Here is a 15,966-nt window from a genome sequence, read left to right on the forward strand (position 1 = left end):
GCCCCGCAGGACGCCGGCGGCGCCCCCGAGCCACCCGCCGAGGACGGGGCCGAGCTGATCGGCCGCGTCGCCAACTCCGTACGCTGCACCGCCGCCATCCTCGCCGGCCGGCGCGCCCGGCCCGCCACCCCGCACGCCGACCGCTTCCTGGAGGGCGAGCAGTCCCTGGTCCTGGGGCACCCGCTGCACCCCACTCCGAAGAGCCGCGAGGGCCTGTCGGAGGGGGAGCTGCACGCGTACTCCCCGGAGCTGCGCGGCTCCTTCCCGCTGCACTGGCTGGCCGTGCACCGCTCCGTACTGGCCATGGAATCCGCATGGACCGTCAGCGGCCGCTCGGTACCGGCGGACCGGCTGACCGCGCGGCTCGCGGGTGACGGCCTCACCCGCCCCGACGACACCGCGCTGCTGCCGCTGCACCCCTGGCAGGCCCGCGAGGTACGGCACCGCCCCGAGGTCGCTGTGCTCCTGGAGGCCGGGCTGCTGCACGACCTCGGCCCGCACGGCGCGCACTGGCACCCGACCTCCTCCGTACGCACCGTGCACTGCCCCGGCGCGGACGCCATGCTCAAGCTTTCCCTCGGGCTCCGGATCACCAACTCCCGCCGCGAGAACCTCCGCAAGGAGCTGCAGCGCGGCGTCGAGGTCCACCGCCTCCTCCGCAGCGGCCTCGCCGAGCAGTGGCGCGCCGCGCACCCGGGCTTCGACGTCGTACGCGACCCGGCCTGGCTCGCCGTCACCGGCACCGACGGCGAGCCCGTACGCGGCCTCGACGTCGTCCTCCGGCACAACCCCTTCGGCCCGGCCGACGACGCCGTGTGCGTCGCCGGACTGACCTCACCGCGGCCCTGGCCGGGCCAGGACGGCCTGCGCTCCCGCCTCGCCGACCTCATCGGCACGCTGACCGCGCGCACCGGGCGGCCCGCCGGGGCCGTCGCCGCCGAGTGGTTCCTGCGCTACCTGCACACCGTCGTACGCCCCGTCCTCTGGCTCGACGGCACGGCGGGCGTCGCCCTGGAGGCGCACCAGCAGAACACCCTCGTGCTGCTCGACACGGACGGCTGGCCGGTGGGCGGCCGGTACCGCGACAACCAGGGCTACTACTTCCGCGAGTCCCGGCGCGCCGAGCTGGACCGGCGGCTGCCCGGCCTCGGCGTCGAGAGCGACACGTTCGTCCCCGACGACGTCACCGACGAGCGTTTCGCCTACTACCTGGGCATCAACAACGTCCTGGGGCTGATCGGCGCGTTCGGCAGCCAGGGACTCGCGGACGAGGGCGTCCTCCTCGCGGCGTTCCGCCGGTTCCTCACCGGGGCCGCTGCCGAGCCGGCGGCACACCGCTCGCCCCTGGCCGCACACCTCCTCACCGCGCCGACCCTGCGGTGCAAGGCCAACCTCCTCACCCGGCTGCACGGCCTGGACGAACTCATCGGCCCGGTCGACACCCAGTCCGTCTACGTCACCCTCCCCAACCCCCTCGCCCCGTGATCCCCGAGGCCACCGAACCGCGCCCCCTTGAGGACACGAGAGGAGCACCCGCCGTGCGCCCCGACGAACCCCCCTCCGCCACCGCCACCGTCCCCCCGGCCGCCCCCGCCGCCGAGGAGCCCGGCCCCGACGGGACCGCCCCCGGGCCGGTCCCGGACGACGCGCTCGGCGACACCCTCGACCTGAAGCTGCCGCCCGAGGCGGCGGCACTCGGTGCCGAGGACACCGCGCCGCGGCTGCGGCCCGGCGACCCCGCGGCCGGCCCGCTCCTGGACGCACTCGCCGGCTGGGGCCCCGCCGCCACCCCGGCCGGGCCCTTCCAGCTCGTACCGGTCCGGCTGGAACGCGACCTCGCGCTCATCTCCGGCTGGATGAACGACCCGGCCGTGGCCGCCTTCTGGGAGCTCGCGGGCCCGCCCGGCACCACCGCGGCCCACCTGCGCGCCCAGCTCGACGGCGACGGCCGCAGCGTGCCCTGCCTCGGCGTACTCGCCGGCGTCCCCATGAGCTACTGGGAGATCTACCGGGCCGACCTCGACCCGCTCGCCCGCTACTACCCGGCCCGCCCGCACGACACCGGCATCCACCTCCTCATCGGCGGCGTCACCGACCGCGGCCGCGGCCTGGGCACGGCCCTCCTGCGCGCCACCGCCGACCTCGTCCTGGACCACCGCCCCCGGTGCGACCGGGTCGTCGCCGAACCCGACCTGCGCAACACCCCCTCCGTAGCCGCCTTCCTCGGCGCCGGCTTCCGCTTCGCCGCGGAGACCGACCTGCCCGACAAGCGCGCAGCCCTGATGATCCGCGACCGCGCCCTGCGCACCGTCCTGTGACCCGCCTCCGGCCCCGGACCCCGGCCGGCCCGGACCACGCCCGTCCCGTGTCCGCACCCTCCGTCAACGACCCGCTGCGAATCCCCTTATGCCGCTCACTCCGAGCACCGAGGAGCCAGCCTTGTCACCCTCCGTTCAGCCCGCCCATACGACCGGCCCCACCGACCCGGCGGGCGCCGCGGGCCCGGCGGGGAGCACCGCCCCGCCCGGCCCCGCCCGCCCGTCCGCGCCGGCCGGACCGGCCGCCCCCGCCTGGGAGCACGCCGCCCGCCGCCTCCTCGCCAAGACCCTCGCGGAACTGGCCTACGAGGAGGTCATCACCCCCGAACCGGACGGCACGGCGCCCTGCGGCACCCCGCGCTACCGCCTCCCCCTGACCCCCGACGTCACCTACCGCTTCCACGCCCGCCGCGGCGCGTACGGACACTGGCGCGTCGACCCGGACTCCGTCACGCCCACCGGCGACCCCCTGCATTTCCTCTTCCACGCCCACGACACCGTCCTGGGCCTGAGCGGTGACACCACCGGTCACCTCATCCGTGAACTGACCGCCACCCTTGCCGCCGACGTCCGTCTGGACGCCACCGCGCTGACCGCCGCCGAGCTGGCCGACCTCGACTACGCGGCCCTCGAGGGCCACCAGACGGGACACCCCTGGCTGATCGCCAACAAGGGCCGGCTCGGCTTCTCCGCCACCGACGCCGCACGCTGGGCCCCCGAGGCCCGCACCCCCTGCCGGCTGCCCTGGATCGCCGCCCACCGCGATCTCGCCCGCTACCGCGGCACCGGCCCGCCGGCCGACCCCGTCCGCCTGTACTCCGAAGAACTCACCCCCGAACTCCGCGACGCCTTCGCCCGCACCCTCACCGACCAGGGCCTCGACCCCGCCGACTACCTCTACCTCCCGGTCCACCCCTGGCAGTGGGACGAGACCATCGCCCCGCTCTACGCCCCTCAGATCGCCGGCAAATTCATCGTCCCACTCACCACTGACAACGACCTCCGGCTGCCGCAGCAGTCCATCCGGACCTTCCTCAACACCAGCCGCCCGGACGCCCGCACGGTCAAGCTCCCGCTGTCCGTCCTCAACACCTTGGTCTGGCGCGGCCTGCCCACCGAACGCACCCTCGCGGCCCCCGCCGTCACCGCCTGGGTCCAGGGCCTGCGCGACGCCGACCCGTTCCTCCGCGACGAGACCCGCGTGATCCTCCTCGGCGAGGTCGCGTCCGTCACCGTCGAGCACCCCCTGTACGACCGCATCCCCGGCGTGCCGTACCAGTACAAGGAGCTGCTCGGCTGCATCTGGCGCGAGCCGCTCAGCCCGCTGCTCGACCCCGGCGAGCGCGCCCGCACGCTCGCCTCGCTCCTGCAGACCGACCCGCAGGGCCGCGCCCTCACCGCCGAGCTGGTCCGGCGCTCCGGGCTCGCGCCGCGCACCTGGCTGCGCCACCTCTTCGCCGCGCTGCTGCCGCCGCTGCTGCACTTCCTCTACCAGTACGGCACCGTCTTCTCCCCGCACGGCGAGAACGCCATCGTCTGTTTCGACGCGCACGACGTCCCCACCCGCCTCGCGGTCAAGGACTTCGTGGACGACGTCAACACGACCGACGGCCCGCTGCCTGAGCTGGCCGCCATGCCCGCCGACGTACGCGAGACGCTGCTCACCGAACCGCCCGCCTTCCTCACCCAGTTCATCCACTCCGGGCTGTTCGTCGGCGTGTTCCGCTACCTGGCGCCGCTGTGCGAGGAACAACTGGGCGTGCCCGAGGGCGACTTCTGGTCACTCGTACGGGCCGAGATCCTCCGCCACCAGGAGCGGTTCCCGCACCTGAAGGAGCGGTACGCGATGTTCGACCTGCTCACCCCGGAGATCGAACGGCTCTGCCTGAACCGCAACCGTCTCCACCTGGACGGATACCGGGACCGCCCGAACCGCCCGCACGCCGCCGTGCACGGCATGATCCCCAATCCGCTGCACGCCCCCTGACACGACCGTGCGACCGGCCGCCGACCGGCCTGGGCCGGGCGGAGTGTCAGTGGGCCCGCGTAGGGTGGCAACGCTATGACGAAGCCCTCCCTCCCCGAACTGCTCCATGCCGCCGTCACCGCCGTCGGCGGCACCGAGCGCCCCGGCCAGGTCGCCATGGCCGAGGCGGTCGCCGCGGCCGTCGACGACGGCACCCACCTGCTCGCCCAGGCCGGCACCGGCACCGGAAAGTCGCTCGGCTACCTGGTCCCGGCGCTGGCCCACGGCGAGCGGGTGGTGATCGCCACGGCCACCCTGGCGCTCCAGCGCCAGCTGGTCGAGCGCGACCTGCCGCGCACGGTCGAGGCGCTGCATCCGCAGCTGCGCCGCCGGCCGCAGTTCGCCATGCTCAAGGGCCGGTCGAACTACCTCTGTCTCCACCGGCTCCACGAGGGCGTGCCGCAGGACGAGGAGGAGGGCCTGTTCGACCCCTTCGAGCAGGCCACGGCGACCAGCAAGCTCGGCAAGGACCTGCTGCGGCTGCGGGACTGGGCGGACGAGACGGAGACCGGCGACCGGGACGCGCTCACCCCGGGCGTCTCCGACCGGGCCTGGGGCCAGGTCTCGGTGTCGTCCCGGGAGTGCCTGGGCGCATCGAAGTGCGCGTATGGCGCGGAGTGCTTCGCGGAAGCCGCCCGCGAGCGCGCCAAGCTCGCCGACGTGGTGGTCACGAACCACGCGCTGCTCGCGATCGACGCCATCGAGGGCGCGCCGGTCCTGCCGCAGCACGAGGTGCTGATCATCGACGAGGCCCATGAGCTGGTCTCCCGGGTCACCGGCGTCGCCACGGGGGAGCTCACGCCCGGCCAGGTGAACCGCGCGGTGCGGCGGGCCGCCAAGCTCGTCAACGAAAAGGCCGCCGACCAGCTGCAGACCGCCGCCGAGACGTTCGAGCGGCTGATGGAGCTGGCGCTGCCGGGCCGCCTGGAGGAGATCCCGGAGGACCTGGGGTACTGCCTGATGGCGCTGCGGGACGCCGCCCGCACGGTGATCTCCGCGCTGGGCTCGACCCGCGACAAGTCCGTCCAGGACGAGGACGCCGTGCGCAAGCAGGCGCTGGCCTCCGTGGAGAACGTGCACGCGGTCGCCGAGCGGATCGCGAACGGCTCCGAGTACGACGTGGTCTGGTACGAGCGGCACGACCGCTTCGGCGCCTCGCTGCGCGTTGCCCCGCTGTCGGTGTCCGGGCTGCTGCGCGAGAAGCTCTTCGAGGACCGCTCGGTGATCCTGACCTCCGCGACCCTCAAGCTGGGCGGCGACTTCAATGGCGTGGCGGCCTCGCTGGGGCTGGCCCCGGAGGGCACCCAGGGCGAGGACGCGCCGCCCTGGAAGGGCCTGGACGTCGGCTCCCCGTTCAATTACGCGAAGCAGGGCATCCTGTACGTCGCGAAGCATCTGAACCAGCCGGGGCGCGAGGGCACCCGTACGGACATGCTGGACGAGCTGGCGGAGCTGGTGGAGGCGGCCGGCGGGCGGACGCTCGGGCTGTTCTCCTCGATGCGCGCCGCGCAGGCCGCCGCGGAGGAGCTGCGCGGGCGCCTGGACGTGCCGATCCTGCTGCAGGGGGAGGAGACGCTCGGCGAGCTGATCAGGGCGTTCGCCGCTGATCCCCGTACGTGCCTGTTCGGGACGCTGTCGCTCTGGCAGGGCGTGGACGTGCCGGGGCCGAGCTGCCAGCTGGTGGTCATGGACCGGGTGCCGTTCCCGCGGCCCGACGATCCGCTGATGAGCGCGCGCCAGAAGGCGGTGGAGGAGGCCGGCGGCAATGGCTTCATGGCGGTCGCCGCGACGCACGCGGCGCTGCTGATGGCCCAGGGCGCTGGCCGCCTGATCCGCGCCTCGGGGGACCGCGGGGTGGTCGCCTGTCTGGACCCGCGGGTGGAGCGCGCGCGGTACGGCTCGTTCCTGCGCGCCTCCATGCCCGGCTTCTGGTACACCACCGACCGCAACCAGGTCCGCCGCTCCCTGGCCGCCATCGACGCGGCGGCCAAGGCGGCGGAGGAGACCGGCACGGCCACCGAGAAGGCGACCGAGAAGGCCGCTGGAACGGACGCGGAGGAGCCGGAGACGGCGGCGGCGCAGTAGGGGCTGCCCCGGGGCCCTGGAGCCTGCCCGGGCCCGTGCGGGGCCCTCCGAGGGCGCTCGGACGACGACGCTCGCGATCCGCACATGCTCAGCCGGCTGCCCGGCTGCCCGGCTGCCCGGCTGCCCGGCTGCCCGGTGCCCGGCATGCCCGCCGGGCCTCTGCCCGCAGAACAGCCGGCCGGTGCCGCCGGGACTGGCGCCCGGCCGGGTAGCCGGTGGCCCGGCCGGGCAGCCGGTGCCTCCGGGAAGAAACGCGGCCCCGTACACGAACGCGGGCCCCGCACACCGATCGGTATACGGGGCCCGTAGCGTTCACCGCGGTCGGGTCCGGGCGGAGCGGTCGGCTCCGAGGGGGCCCGCCGCGGGGGAGGCGCGGGGGTCAGACCCGGCGGAGTACCGCCACGACCTTGCCGAGGATCGTGGCCTCGTCGCCCGGAATGGGCTGGTACGCGGAGTTGTGCGGGAGCAGCCACACATGGCCGTCCTCGCGCTTGAAGCGCTTGACCGTGGCCTCGCCGTCGAGCATCGCGGCGACGATGTCGCCGTTCTCCGCGACCGGCTGGCGGCGCACCGTGACCCAGTCGCCGTCGCAGATCGCGGCCTCGACCATGGAGTCACCGACGACCTTCAGCACGAAGAGCTCACCGTCGCCCACCAGCTGCCGGGGGAGGGGGAAGACGTCCTCGACGGACTCCTCGGCGAGGATGGGGCCACCGGCGGCGATCCGGCCCACCAGCGGGACGTACGAAGCGGCGGGCTTGCCCGTGGTGTCGGCGGGGGCCGCTGCGGGCTGGTCGGAGCCGCGGACCTCGTACGCACGCGGCCGGTGCGGGTCGCGGCGCAGGAAGCCCTTGCGCTCCAGGGCCATCAGCTGGTGCGCCACCGACGACGTGCTCGACAGGCCCACCGCCTGGCCGATCTCGCGCATGGACGGCGGGTAGCCCCGGCGCTGGACGGAGTCGCGGATGACCTCGATCACCCGCCGCTGCCGGTCGGTGAGGCCCGAACTGTCCGCCCGGATTCCTGGAGGGCGCCCGGGCAGCGAGCGCGCCGGCTTCTGGCCCTCGGGGTGCACCGTGTCCTCGTCCATCGGTGATTTCTGGGTCGGCTCGAAACGGCCCTGGGAGTGGCTTTGTGCGGCGATGATGGCGCTGTCTGCGGTGGTGGTCACGTCGGCCCCTCTCGGAATGTTCTCCCTAGTTAGCCAACGGTAGTTGCTTTCGAAAGGTTGCGCCAAACACACGTTCGAGTGAAAATTCGCGGATTAGCTGACCTGATCAGGGGATCGGGTGTATAGCCGACAGGCCACCGAAAGGCGATAACGGGCATTACGGTACCGTTCCGGCCGGGAATTCCCGGCGGCGGGTCCCGTCCCGGCGGTGGCTCGCGGCGATCATCGGCGGCGACTCCGTTGTGGTCCCGGCGCGCGCCCGCCGTGACCTGCCCAAGTCTGTCATTGCCGCCCCTCCGCGGCGGTCACCGGGGTGCCTCACGTACGCTCGTGGCTGCCGCGCCGCCGCGACACGCGGTGTGTGCATTTTCTCGCCCGGCACCACATGTAGTGCTTGGATGGGCGGCAGCCACCAGACGTTGTGGTCCATGGTCTTCTTCGGCCTGCGGATCGCCTATGCTTGTGGTCGCTCCGGAGGCCCCCGTTCGGGCCCTGTCCGGGCTATCAGCCGTACGTCGGATTCAGTGGCGTACGTCCGTTTTCGAGGGTGAGGAGGGTGAAGCGATGCACTGCCCCTTCTGCAGGCACCCCGACAGCCGGGTCGTGGACAGCCGCACCACCGACGACGGCACCTCGATCCGGCGCCGCCGGCAGTGCCCCGACTGCTCCCGGCGGTTCACCACGATCGAGACGGCGTCACTGACGGTGATCAAGCGGAGCGGGGTCACCGAGCCCTTCAGCCGCGACAAGGTCATCGCCGGTGTGCGCAAGGCGTGCCAGGGCCGGCCGGTCACCGAGGACGCGCTCGCCAAGCTCGGCCAGCGGGTCGAGGAGGCGGTCCGCGCGACCGGCAGCGCCGAGCTGTCCACCCATGACGTCGGGCTCGCCATACTGGGCCCGCTCCAGGAGCTGGACCTCGTGGCGTACCTGCGCTTCGCGAGCGTGTACCGGGCGTTCGATTCGCTCGACGATTTCGAGGCGGCCATCGCGGAGCTGCGTGAGCAGCGGCCGCCCACGCATCAGTGCGGGAACTGCGGGGAGGCCGAGAATTCGGCGGTCCCCGCGCCCGCCCCTGCCGCCGACTGAGCTCGGCGCGCATCCGGACCACGCCGGGGTTGAGCAGGAGCCCCGGCGCAGCAAGACATACACCGTGCCACGGGAAGAAGTGTGCACATCAGGGCGTTTACGCCCGTACAGGGAGGCGGCATGACAGAGACGACGAGCGGCCCGGCGCGAGGCTCCCGCTCCAAGGGAAGCAAGGCGAGCAAGGGTCTGCGTATCGAGCGCATCCACACCACCCCGGGCGTGCACCCGTACGACGAGGTGGCGTGGGAGAGCCGAGACGTCGTCATGACCAACTGGCGCGACGGCTCGGTCAACTTCGAGCAGCGTGGCGTCGAGTTCCCCGACTTCTGGTCGGTGAACGCGGTCAACATCGTCACCAGCAAGTACTTCCGTGGCGCTGTCGGCTCCCCGGACCGGGAGAAGAGCCTCAAGCAGCTCATCGACCGGGTGGTGAAGACGTACCGGAAGTCCGGCGAGGAGAACGGTTACTTCGCCTCCCCGGCCGACGCCGAGATCTTTGAGCACGAGCTGGCCTACGCCCTGCTCCACCAGGTCTTCAGCTTCAACTCGCCGGTCTGGTTCAACGTCGGCACGAAGCAGCCGCAGCAGGTCAGCGCCTGCTTCATCCTCTCCGTCGACGACTCCATGGAGTCGATCCTCGACTGGTACAAGGAAGAGGGGATGATCTTCAAGGGCGGCTCGGGCGCCGGCCTGAACCTCTCCCGCATCCGCTCCTCCAAGGAGCTGCTCTCCTCCGGCGGCAACGCCTCCGGCCCGGTCTCCTTCATGCGCGGCGCCGACGCGTCCGCCGGAACGATCAAGTCGGGCGGCGCCACCCGCCGCGCCGCCAAGATGGTCGTCCTGGACGTGGACCACCCGGACGTCGAGGCCTTCATCGAGACCAAGGTGAAGGAGGAGGAGAAGATCCGCGCGCTGCGCGACGCGGGCTTCGACATGGACCTGGGCGGCGACGACATCACGTCCGTCCAGTACCAGAACGCCAACAACTCCGTCCGCGTGAACGACGAGTTCATGAAGGCCGTGGAGTCCGGCTCGAAGTTCGGCCTGCGCGGCCGGCTGAACGGCGAGGTCATCGAGGAGGTCGACGCCAAGGGCCTGTTCCGCAAGATGGCCGAGGCCGCCTGGGCCTGCGCCGACCCCGGCATCCAGTACGACGACACCATCAACCACTGGCACACCTCGCCGGAGTCGGGCCGGATCACCGCCTCGAACCCGTGCAGCGAGTACATGCACCTGGACAACTCCTCGTGCAACCTCGCCTCGCTCAACCTCATGAAGTTCCTCCGCGACGACGACAAGGGCAACCAGTCGTTCGACGCGGACCGCTTCGCCAAGGTCGTCGAGCTGGTCATCACCGCGATGGACATCTCCATCTGCTTCGCGGACTTCCCGACCGAGAAGATCGGTGAGACCACCCGCGCCTTCCGCCAGCTGGGCATCGGCTACGCCAACCTCGGCGCCCTGCTGATGGCCACCGGCCACGCGTACGACTCCGACGGCGGCCGCGCGCTCGCCGGTGCCATCACCTCCCTGATGACCGGTACCTCGTACAAGCGCTCCGCCGAGCTGGCCGCGGTCGTCGGCCCGTACGACGGTTACGCCCGCAACGCCGACGCCCACAAGCGCGTCATGAAGCAGCACGCGGACGCCAACGGTGCCGCCAAGCGCATGGACGACCTGGACACCCCGGTGTGGGCCGCGGCCACCGAGGCATGGCAGGACGTCATCCGCCTCGGCGAGAAGAACGGCTTCCGCAACGCGCAGGCCTCCGTGCTGGCCCCCACCGGCACCATCGGCCTGATGATGGACTGCGACACCACCGGCGTCGAGCCCGACCTGGCCCTGGTCAAGTTCAAGAAGCTCGTCGGCGGCGGCTCGATGCAGATCGTGAACAACACGGTCCCGAAGGCCCTGAAGCGCCTGGGCTACCAGCCCGAGCAGGTCGAGGCGATCGTCGCCCACATCGCCGAGCACGGCAACGTGATCGACGCGCCGGGCCTGAAGCCCGAGCACTACGAGGTCTTCGACTGCGCCATGGGCGAGCGCTCCATCTCCCCGATGGGCCACGTCCGCATGATGGCCGCCGCGCAGCCCTTCCTCTCCGGCGCGATCTCCAAGACGGTCAACGTCCCGGAGTCGGCCACCGTCGAGGAGATCGAGGACGTCTACTTCCAGGGCTGGAAGCTCGGCCTGAAGGCGCTCGCGATCTACCGCGACAACTGCAAGGTCGGCCAGCCGCTCTCCGCCAAGAAGAAGGAGGAGGAGAAGAAGGCCGAGGCCGAGCCCGCCGAGAAGAAGGTCGTGGAGTACCGCCCGGTCCGCAAGCGCCTCCCGAAGGGCCGCCCCGGCATCACCACCTCCTTCACCGTCGGCGGCGCCGAGGGTTACATGACGGCCAACTCCTACCCGGACGACGGCCTGGGCGAGGTCTTCCTGAAGATGTCCAAGCAGGGCTCGACCCTCGCGGGCATGATGGACGCCTTCTCCATCGCGGTCTCGGTGGGCCTCCAGTACGGCGTGCCGCTGGAAACCTACGTCTCGAAGTTCACCAACATGCGCTTCGAGCCGGCCGGCATGACCGACGACCCGGACGTGCGGATGGCGCAGTCGATCGTCGACTACATCTTCCGCCGCCTGGCGCTGGACTTCCTGCCCTTCGAGACCCGGTCGGCGCTCGGCATCCACTCCGTCGAGGAGCGGCAGCGCCACCTGGAGACCGGTTCGTACGAGCCGGCCGAGGACGAGGTCGACGTCGAGGCACTGGCGCAGTCCGCGCCGCTGACCCCGGCGACCCAGCAGTCCGCGCCGACGTCCACCCAGGAGGTCGTCGAGGAGACCGCTGCGCCCGCCCCGAAGCAGGCGCACACCAACGCGGAGCTGGTCGAGATGCAGCTGGGCATCAACGCCGACGCCCCGCTGTGCTTCTCCTGCGGCACGAAGATGCAGCGCGCCGGCAGCTGCTACCTCTGCGAGGGCTGCGGCTCCACCAGCGGGTGCAGCTGACGATGAGCCCCTCCGGGGCTTGAGGTGACCGCTCGGGGCGGTGGTGGCGAGGTCTCGCCGCCACCGCCCCGGCGTTTCTCCGCTGCGCCGGGCAGCGCCCCCGTCAGCCGGCGGCGGGGCGGCGCCCCATCCACGTGGCGAACTCGGCGGGATCGCCGTCGAACCCGCGGACCCCGGGCTCGAACCGCCACTCGCCGTCCTCGTCCCGCGCGAACTCCGCTACCACGGCGGCGGTGGAGCCGGCGAGCGCGCCGAAGTTCTCCTCCGCCAGCACGTCATAGCCCTCCAGGATGCGCACCAGGGTGTTCGGTATGTCGCCGAACGTCCGGCGCCCTTCCCGCTGCTGGATGGCGACGCCCACCACCACCCGGCCGTACCGCTCCGCCAGCCGCGAGAACTCCAGCGTCATCGCCTCGTCCACGCCGAGGCCCTGACCGGTCCTGCTGTCCCGGTTCAGGGTGATGGTCCCGTCGGGGGAGCGGCTGTCGAAGTGCACGAGGTAGTCGGGCTCGCCGCACACGGAGTCCTTGAGGTACGTCGCGGCGATGATGTCGAGGTCGTTGGCGGGCTGGCCCTGGGGACTGGGGTCCCATTTCAGCGTGACCTCGGCCTTGTCGATCCCCTTGTTGAGACTGCTCACCGGACTTCCCTTCCTCGGTCCCGGGGTGCCGTGGCCGGCGCTGCCCGCCTGCCGCCGGTGTCGCGGTGGAGATCCCTCCCGCGGCCAACCGCCCCCTGCTTCCCAGGACTTACCCAACCTGTTGCCTCACATGAATTCCCCATGCTGTCACGGCGGTACGACAGGCAGTGGGGTCATTTGCTCGGAGCGTAACGGCCACCACTGACAATCGCCGGACGCCCGGCGGAAATCCCGTGCGCCCGGAGTGAATTGCGCGCACATCGCAAGGGATGTGTGTTCTGTGACGCGCAGTAACGCGAGGGATACAAGGGGCCTTACGATGGCGCGGTGCTGGTCAAGTGGATTCGCTGCACCGTGGTCGACCGTCGGGCGTTCGAGCGGGGGCAGCGCAAATGGGCGGGGCTGCTCGGGGAGCCGGGCTTCCGGGGGGCAGGGCGGCGGCTGGAGCCGTACCCGGCCCGGCGTCGCGCATCTCGTGGCCTTCTGGGAGAGCCGCGCGTTCTACGACTCCTTCATGGCCAGATCGCACGACCGCCTGGCGGCTGCCCAGGTCGGTACGTTCAAGAACGGCCAGGTCCGGCTGTTCGAGCACGAGCTGGACGTGAAGGTCGGCTTCCGTCCCGTCTTCTCGGACGCCGACGTGCTGCGCCTCGCGTACTGCCAGGTCAGACCCGACCGGGTCGATCACTACAAGCTGATGCAGGAGAAGGTCTGGAACCCCGCGATGGCGGGCTCTCCCGGGATGCTGCGCGGCCTGCTCGGGCGCGCGCCGGGGGAGGAGTTCCTGGTCCTGTCGCTGTGGCAGTCGGCCGCCGAGCGCGGCAAGTACCGCCCCGAGCGCCTGGAGCGGCTGGCCCTGCGGGCCCAGATGGCGGCGGACATCGCGGGCGTCACGGGGGACGTGGTCGACCTGGAGCCGTCCTGGACGGTGTGAGGGGCGGTGGCGTACGCAGCCGGCGGGTGTCGTGCAACGCGCGCCCCGGTGGCCTTCAGTTGCTCCTCGTGAACGCCCCGGTGGCGTTCAGTTGCCTCTCGTGAACACCCCGGTGGACTTCCGCCGCTCCTCGTGAACACCCCAGTGGCCCTCAGCCGTCCCTCATGAACACCCCGGCACGCGCCGCTGCCAGGGTGACCGCCACGGCCTGTTCGACGGCCGTCGCGTCCAGGCCCTCGCGGGTGATGAACAGCCGGAAGAAGAGCGGCGCCGAGGCCGCGCGCACCAGTGCGCCGCCGTCCACGGCCTCCCGGGGGCCGGGCAGCTCACCCCGTACGACGGCCCGGTCCACGATCGCCTCGCAGCGGGCGAACCGTTCCGTGTAGTACGCGCGGAGCGCCTGCGCGGCCCGCTCGGACTGGAAGGCGGCGGCGATCACCGCCGAGCTGGGCGCGGCGGTCGCGGCGTCGTCGAAGGCGCGCAGCACCTCCATGGCCAGCGCGCGCAGGTCCCCTTCGAGGGAGCCGGTGTCGGGCGCCGCCCAGCTGTCCTCGCCGGCCAGGTCGAGCGTGTCGGCCACCAGCCCGTCGACCCCGCCCCAGCGCCGGTAGAGCGTCGTCTTGTGCACGCCCGAGTGCTCGGCGACGTACTCGACGGTCAGGCCGGGGTAGCCGTGCTCGGCGAGTCCGGCCAGTACGGCGTCGCGGACGGCCGCCCGGGTGCGTGCGGTGCGCCCGCCGGGCCGCCGGGTGCCGGGGAGGCCGGTACCGGCGTCGCCGCCGGCGCCGGCGCGCTCGTTGTCCACAGGCAAGTGCAACTCCAGTTGCGTTAGTCGTCGGGATGCGTCATCGTCATCAGCGTAACGCGACGGTGGTTGCGTTACGGTGTCGCCGTCGTACGGCTCCCTTCGACGTACGGCTCGTACGGGTTGCTCCGCCGTGCGGGTCCGCTCGCCGCACCCCTACCCGCGCGGGGGCGGGTCCTGGCCGGGAGCGGGGGGTGTGCAGCCGTCAGCGGCCGGGCGGCGGGCGGCGCTCCGGGCGTGTGCCGGCACCGCGTTTTAGGCTGGCGGCATGGCACGCCCCCGACGCATCGTCCTCATCAGGCACGGAGAGTCCGAGGGAAATATCGACGACACGGTGTACGAGCGGGAGCCTGATCATGCCCTGAGTCTGACCGAGCGCGGGTTCAAGCAGGCCGAAGAGGCCGGCGAGCGGCTGCGCGCCATGTTCGGGAACGAGCGAATATCCGCCTACGTCTCCCCCTACCGCCGCACGCACCAGACGTTCCAGGCGCTCGGCCTGGACAAGGACCTGGTCCGGGTGCGCGAGGAGCCGCGGCTGCGCGAGCAGGACTGGGGCAACTGGCAGGACCGGGACGACGTACGCCTCCAGAAGGCGTACCGCGACGCCTACGGCCACTTCTTCTACCGCTTCGCCCAGGGCGAGTCGGGAGCGGACGTCTACGACCGCGTCGGCGCGTTCCTGGAGAGCCTGTGGCGCAGCTTCGAGGCGCCCGACCACCCGCCGAACGTCCTGATCGTCACCCACGGACTGACCATGCGGCTGTTCTGCATGAGGTGGTTCCACTGGACCGTCGCCGAATTCGAGTCGCTGTCCAATCCGCACAACGCCGACCACCGCACCCTGCTGCTGGGCCCGGACGGGCGGTACCGCCTCGACCGGCCCTTCGAGAGCTGGTGTACGCCGCAGTCCTACGGCGTCACCGGTTAAAGTGCACTCGATGACCGCCGATCACCGTGACGCACAGCGCTTCGCGCGGGCCCTGCAGTGCCTGCGGGGTCTCGCCGTGGGCGACGCCCTGGGATCCCAGTTCTTCGTCCCCGCCAATTACCCCGCGCTCAAGCGCCGCGCGCTGCCGCCGGCCCCCTGGCGGTGGACCGACGACACCGAAATGGCGGCCTCCGTGCTGACCGTGCTGAGCGAGCACGGCCGCATCGACCAGGACGCGCTCGCCGTCTCCTTCGCCGAGCACCACGACGTGGACCGAGCCTATGGCCCCGCCGTGGACCGGCTGCTCCGGCAGGTCCGCGAGGGCAGGGACTGGCGCGAGCTGGCCTCGGCCCTCTTCAAGGGCCAGGGCTCCTGGGGCAACGGCGCCGCCATGCGCATCGCCCCGCTGGGCGCCTGGTACGCCGACGACCCCGAGCAGGCCACCCACCAGGCGGAGATCTCCGCGTACGTCACCCACCAGCACCGCGAGGCGGTCGTCGGGGCGATGGCGGTCGCGGCCGCCGCCGCGGTCGTCGCCGACCCGGACCGCTCCACCGGCCCCGAAGCGCTGCTGGACGCCGTCATGGAGCTCATCCCGCGCAGCGCCGTACAGGCGGGGCTGCGGCGCGCCCGCGACATGCTCGACTACGGCGACGCGAGCACCGTCGCCGCGGTCCTCGGCTGCGGCCGGCGGACGACGGCCCACGACACCGTGCCGTTCACCCTGTGGGCCGCCGCCCGGCACCTGAACAGCTACGAGCAGGCGTTCTGGACCACCGCGCAGGCGGGCGGCGACGTGGACACCACCTGCGCGATCGTCGGCGGAATCGTGGCAGCCGGCCCCGCGGGCGCCCCGCCGCAGGAATGGCTGGACCGGACGGAGGACCTGCCGTCCTGGATGGCGGCCTGCCCTTCCTGAGCTCTTCTGCGGCGTACCTTCCTTCTTGAGGTGCTCTGCGGCGTACCCTTG

Annotated in this window: 11 protein-coding genes and 1 pseudogene; 9 read left to right on the forward strand and 3 right to left on the reverse strand. The window is 72.2% G+C overall.

Features of this window, described 5'->3' with window-relative positions; all coding sequences use genetic code 11:
- The 4 genes from C3486_RS10665 to C3486_RS10680 all read left to right on the forward strand — a co-directional run.
- Positions 1-1,485: IucA/IucC family siderophore biosynthesis protein (locus C3486_RS10665; protein ID WP_103832382.1), on the forward strand; the 1,485-nt coding region annotated here is incomplete at its 5' end.
- A gap of 53 nt (positions 1,486-1,538) precedes the next feature.
- Positions 1,539-2,318, forward strand: a complete 780-nt coding sequence (locus tag C3486_RS10670; RefSeq protein ID WP_103832383.1) for a GNAT family N-acetyltransferase — start codon at positions 1,539-1,541, stop codon at positions 2,316-2,318.
- A gap of 88 nt (positions 2,319-2,406) precedes the next feature.
- Positions 2,407-4,305: an IucA/IucC family siderophore biosynthesis protein gene (locus C3486_RS10675; protein WP_103832384.1), complete on the forward strand. Its 1,899-nt coding sequence runs from the start codon at positions 2,407-2,409 to the stop codon at positions 4,303-4,305.
- A 75-nt stretch (positions 4,306-4,380) separates the two neighbouring features.
- Positions 4,381-6,429, forward strand: coding sequence for an ATP-dependent DNA helicase (locus C3486_RS10680; protein ID WP_103832385.1), 2,049 nt, complete (start codon positions 4,381-4,383; stop codon positions 6,427-6,429).
- A gap of 379 nt (positions 6,430-6,808) precedes the next feature.
- Here the strand turns inward: C3486_RS10680 and lexA are convergent, their stop codons facing one another.
- Positions 6,809-7,600 (reverse strand): transcriptional repressor LexA, encoded by a 792-nt coding sequence (gene lexA, locus C3486_RS10685; RefSeq protein ID WP_103832386.1) that lies wholly within the window; start codon positions 7,598-7,600, stop codon positions 6,809-6,811.
- A gap of 564 nt (positions 7,601-8,164) precedes the next feature.
- On the opposite strand from lexA, the gene nrdR reads away from it, so the two are divergent.
- Both nrdR and C3486_RS10695 read left to right on the forward strand, forming a co-directional pair.
- The gene (nrdR, locus tag C3486_RS10690; RefSeq protein ID WP_103832387.1) at positions 8,165-8,686 is read left to right on the forward strand and encodes a transcriptional regulator NrdR; all 522 of its coding nucleotides are present in this window, start codon (positions 8,165-8,167) and stop codon (positions 8,684-8,686) included.
- Between the two features lie 120 nt (positions 8,687-8,806).
- A complete protein-coding gene (locus C3486_RS10695) occupies positions 8,807-11,689 on the forward strand; it encodes a vitamin B12-dependent ribonucleotide reductase (protein WP_103832388.1) in 2,883 nt (960 codons plus the stop codon).
- Between the two features lie 103 nt (positions 11,690-11,792).
- Here C3486_RS10695 and C3486_RS10700 read toward each other — a convergent pair whose 3' ends face one another.
- Positions 11,793-12,329, reverse strand: coding sequence for a TerD family protein (locus C3486_RS10700; RefSeq protein ID WP_103832389.1), 537 nt, complete (start codon positions 12,327-12,329; stop codon positions 11,793-11,795).
- A 327-nt stretch (positions 12,330-12,656) separates the two neighbouring features.
- On the opposite strand from C3486_RS10700, the pseudogene C3486_RS10705 reads away from it, so the two are divergent.
- Positions 12,657-13,263, forward strand: a pseudogene (locus C3486_RS10705) (YdbC family protein).
- 151 nt (positions 13,264-13,414) lie between these two features.
- Here C3486_RS10705 and C3486_RS10710 read toward each other — a convergent pair.
- Positions 13,415-14,074, reverse strand: coding sequence for a TetR/AcrR family transcriptional regulator (locus C3486_RS10710; RefSeq protein WP_103832390.1), 660 nt, complete (start codon positions 14,072-14,074; stop codon positions 13,415-13,417).
- A gap of 262 nt (positions 14,075-14,336) precedes the next feature.
- On the opposite strand from C3486_RS10710, the gene C3486_RS10715 reads away from it, so the two are divergent.
- On the forward strand, positions 14,337-14,996 hold the full coding sequence (locus C3486_RS10715) for a histidine phosphatase family protein (protein WP_103832391.1): 660 nt from the start codon (positions 14,337-14,339) through the stop codon (positions 14,994-14,996).
- A gap of 10 nt (positions 14,997-15,006) precedes the next feature.
- On the forward strand, positions 15,007-15,915 hold the full coding sequence (locus C3486_RS10720; protein WP_103832452.1) for an ADP-ribosylglycohydrolase family protein: 909 nt from the start codon (positions 15,007-15,009) through the stop codon (positions 15,913-15,915).
- Positions 15,916-15,966: the final 51 nt, after the last annotated feature.

It is taken from the genome of Streptomyces sp. Ru73, from assembly GCF_002920575.1.
Classification (GTDB): Bacteria; Actinomycetota; Actinomycetes; order Streptomycetales; family Streptomycetaceae; genus Streptomyces.

Bases quoted from the DNA above. Each gene is read 5' to 3' on its own strand.
- C3486_RS10675 (WP_103832384.1), top strand. From the start codon at position 2,407: ATGCCGCTCACTCCGAGCACCGAGGAGCCAGCCTTGTCACCCTCCGTT.
- C3486_RS10680 (WP_103832385.1), top strand. From the start codon at position 4,381: ATGACGAAGCCCTCCCTCCCCGAACTGCTCCATGCCGCCGTCACCGCC.
- nrdR (WP_103832387.1), top strand. From the start codon at position 8,165: ATGCACTGCCCCTTCTGCAGGCACCCCGACAGCCGGGTCGTGGACAGC.
- C3486_RS10695 (WP_103832388.1), top strand. From the start codon at position 8,807: ATGACAGAGACGACGAGCGGCCCGGCGCGAGGCTCCCGCTCCAAGGGA.
- C3486_RS10715 (WP_103832391.1), top strand. From the start codon at position 14,337: ATGGCACGCCCCCGACGCATCGTCCTCATCAGGCACGGAGAGTCCGAG.
- C3486_RS10720 (WP_103832452.1), top strand. From the start codon at position 15,007: ATGACCGCCGATCACCGTGACGCACAGCGCTTCGCGCGGGCCCTGCAG.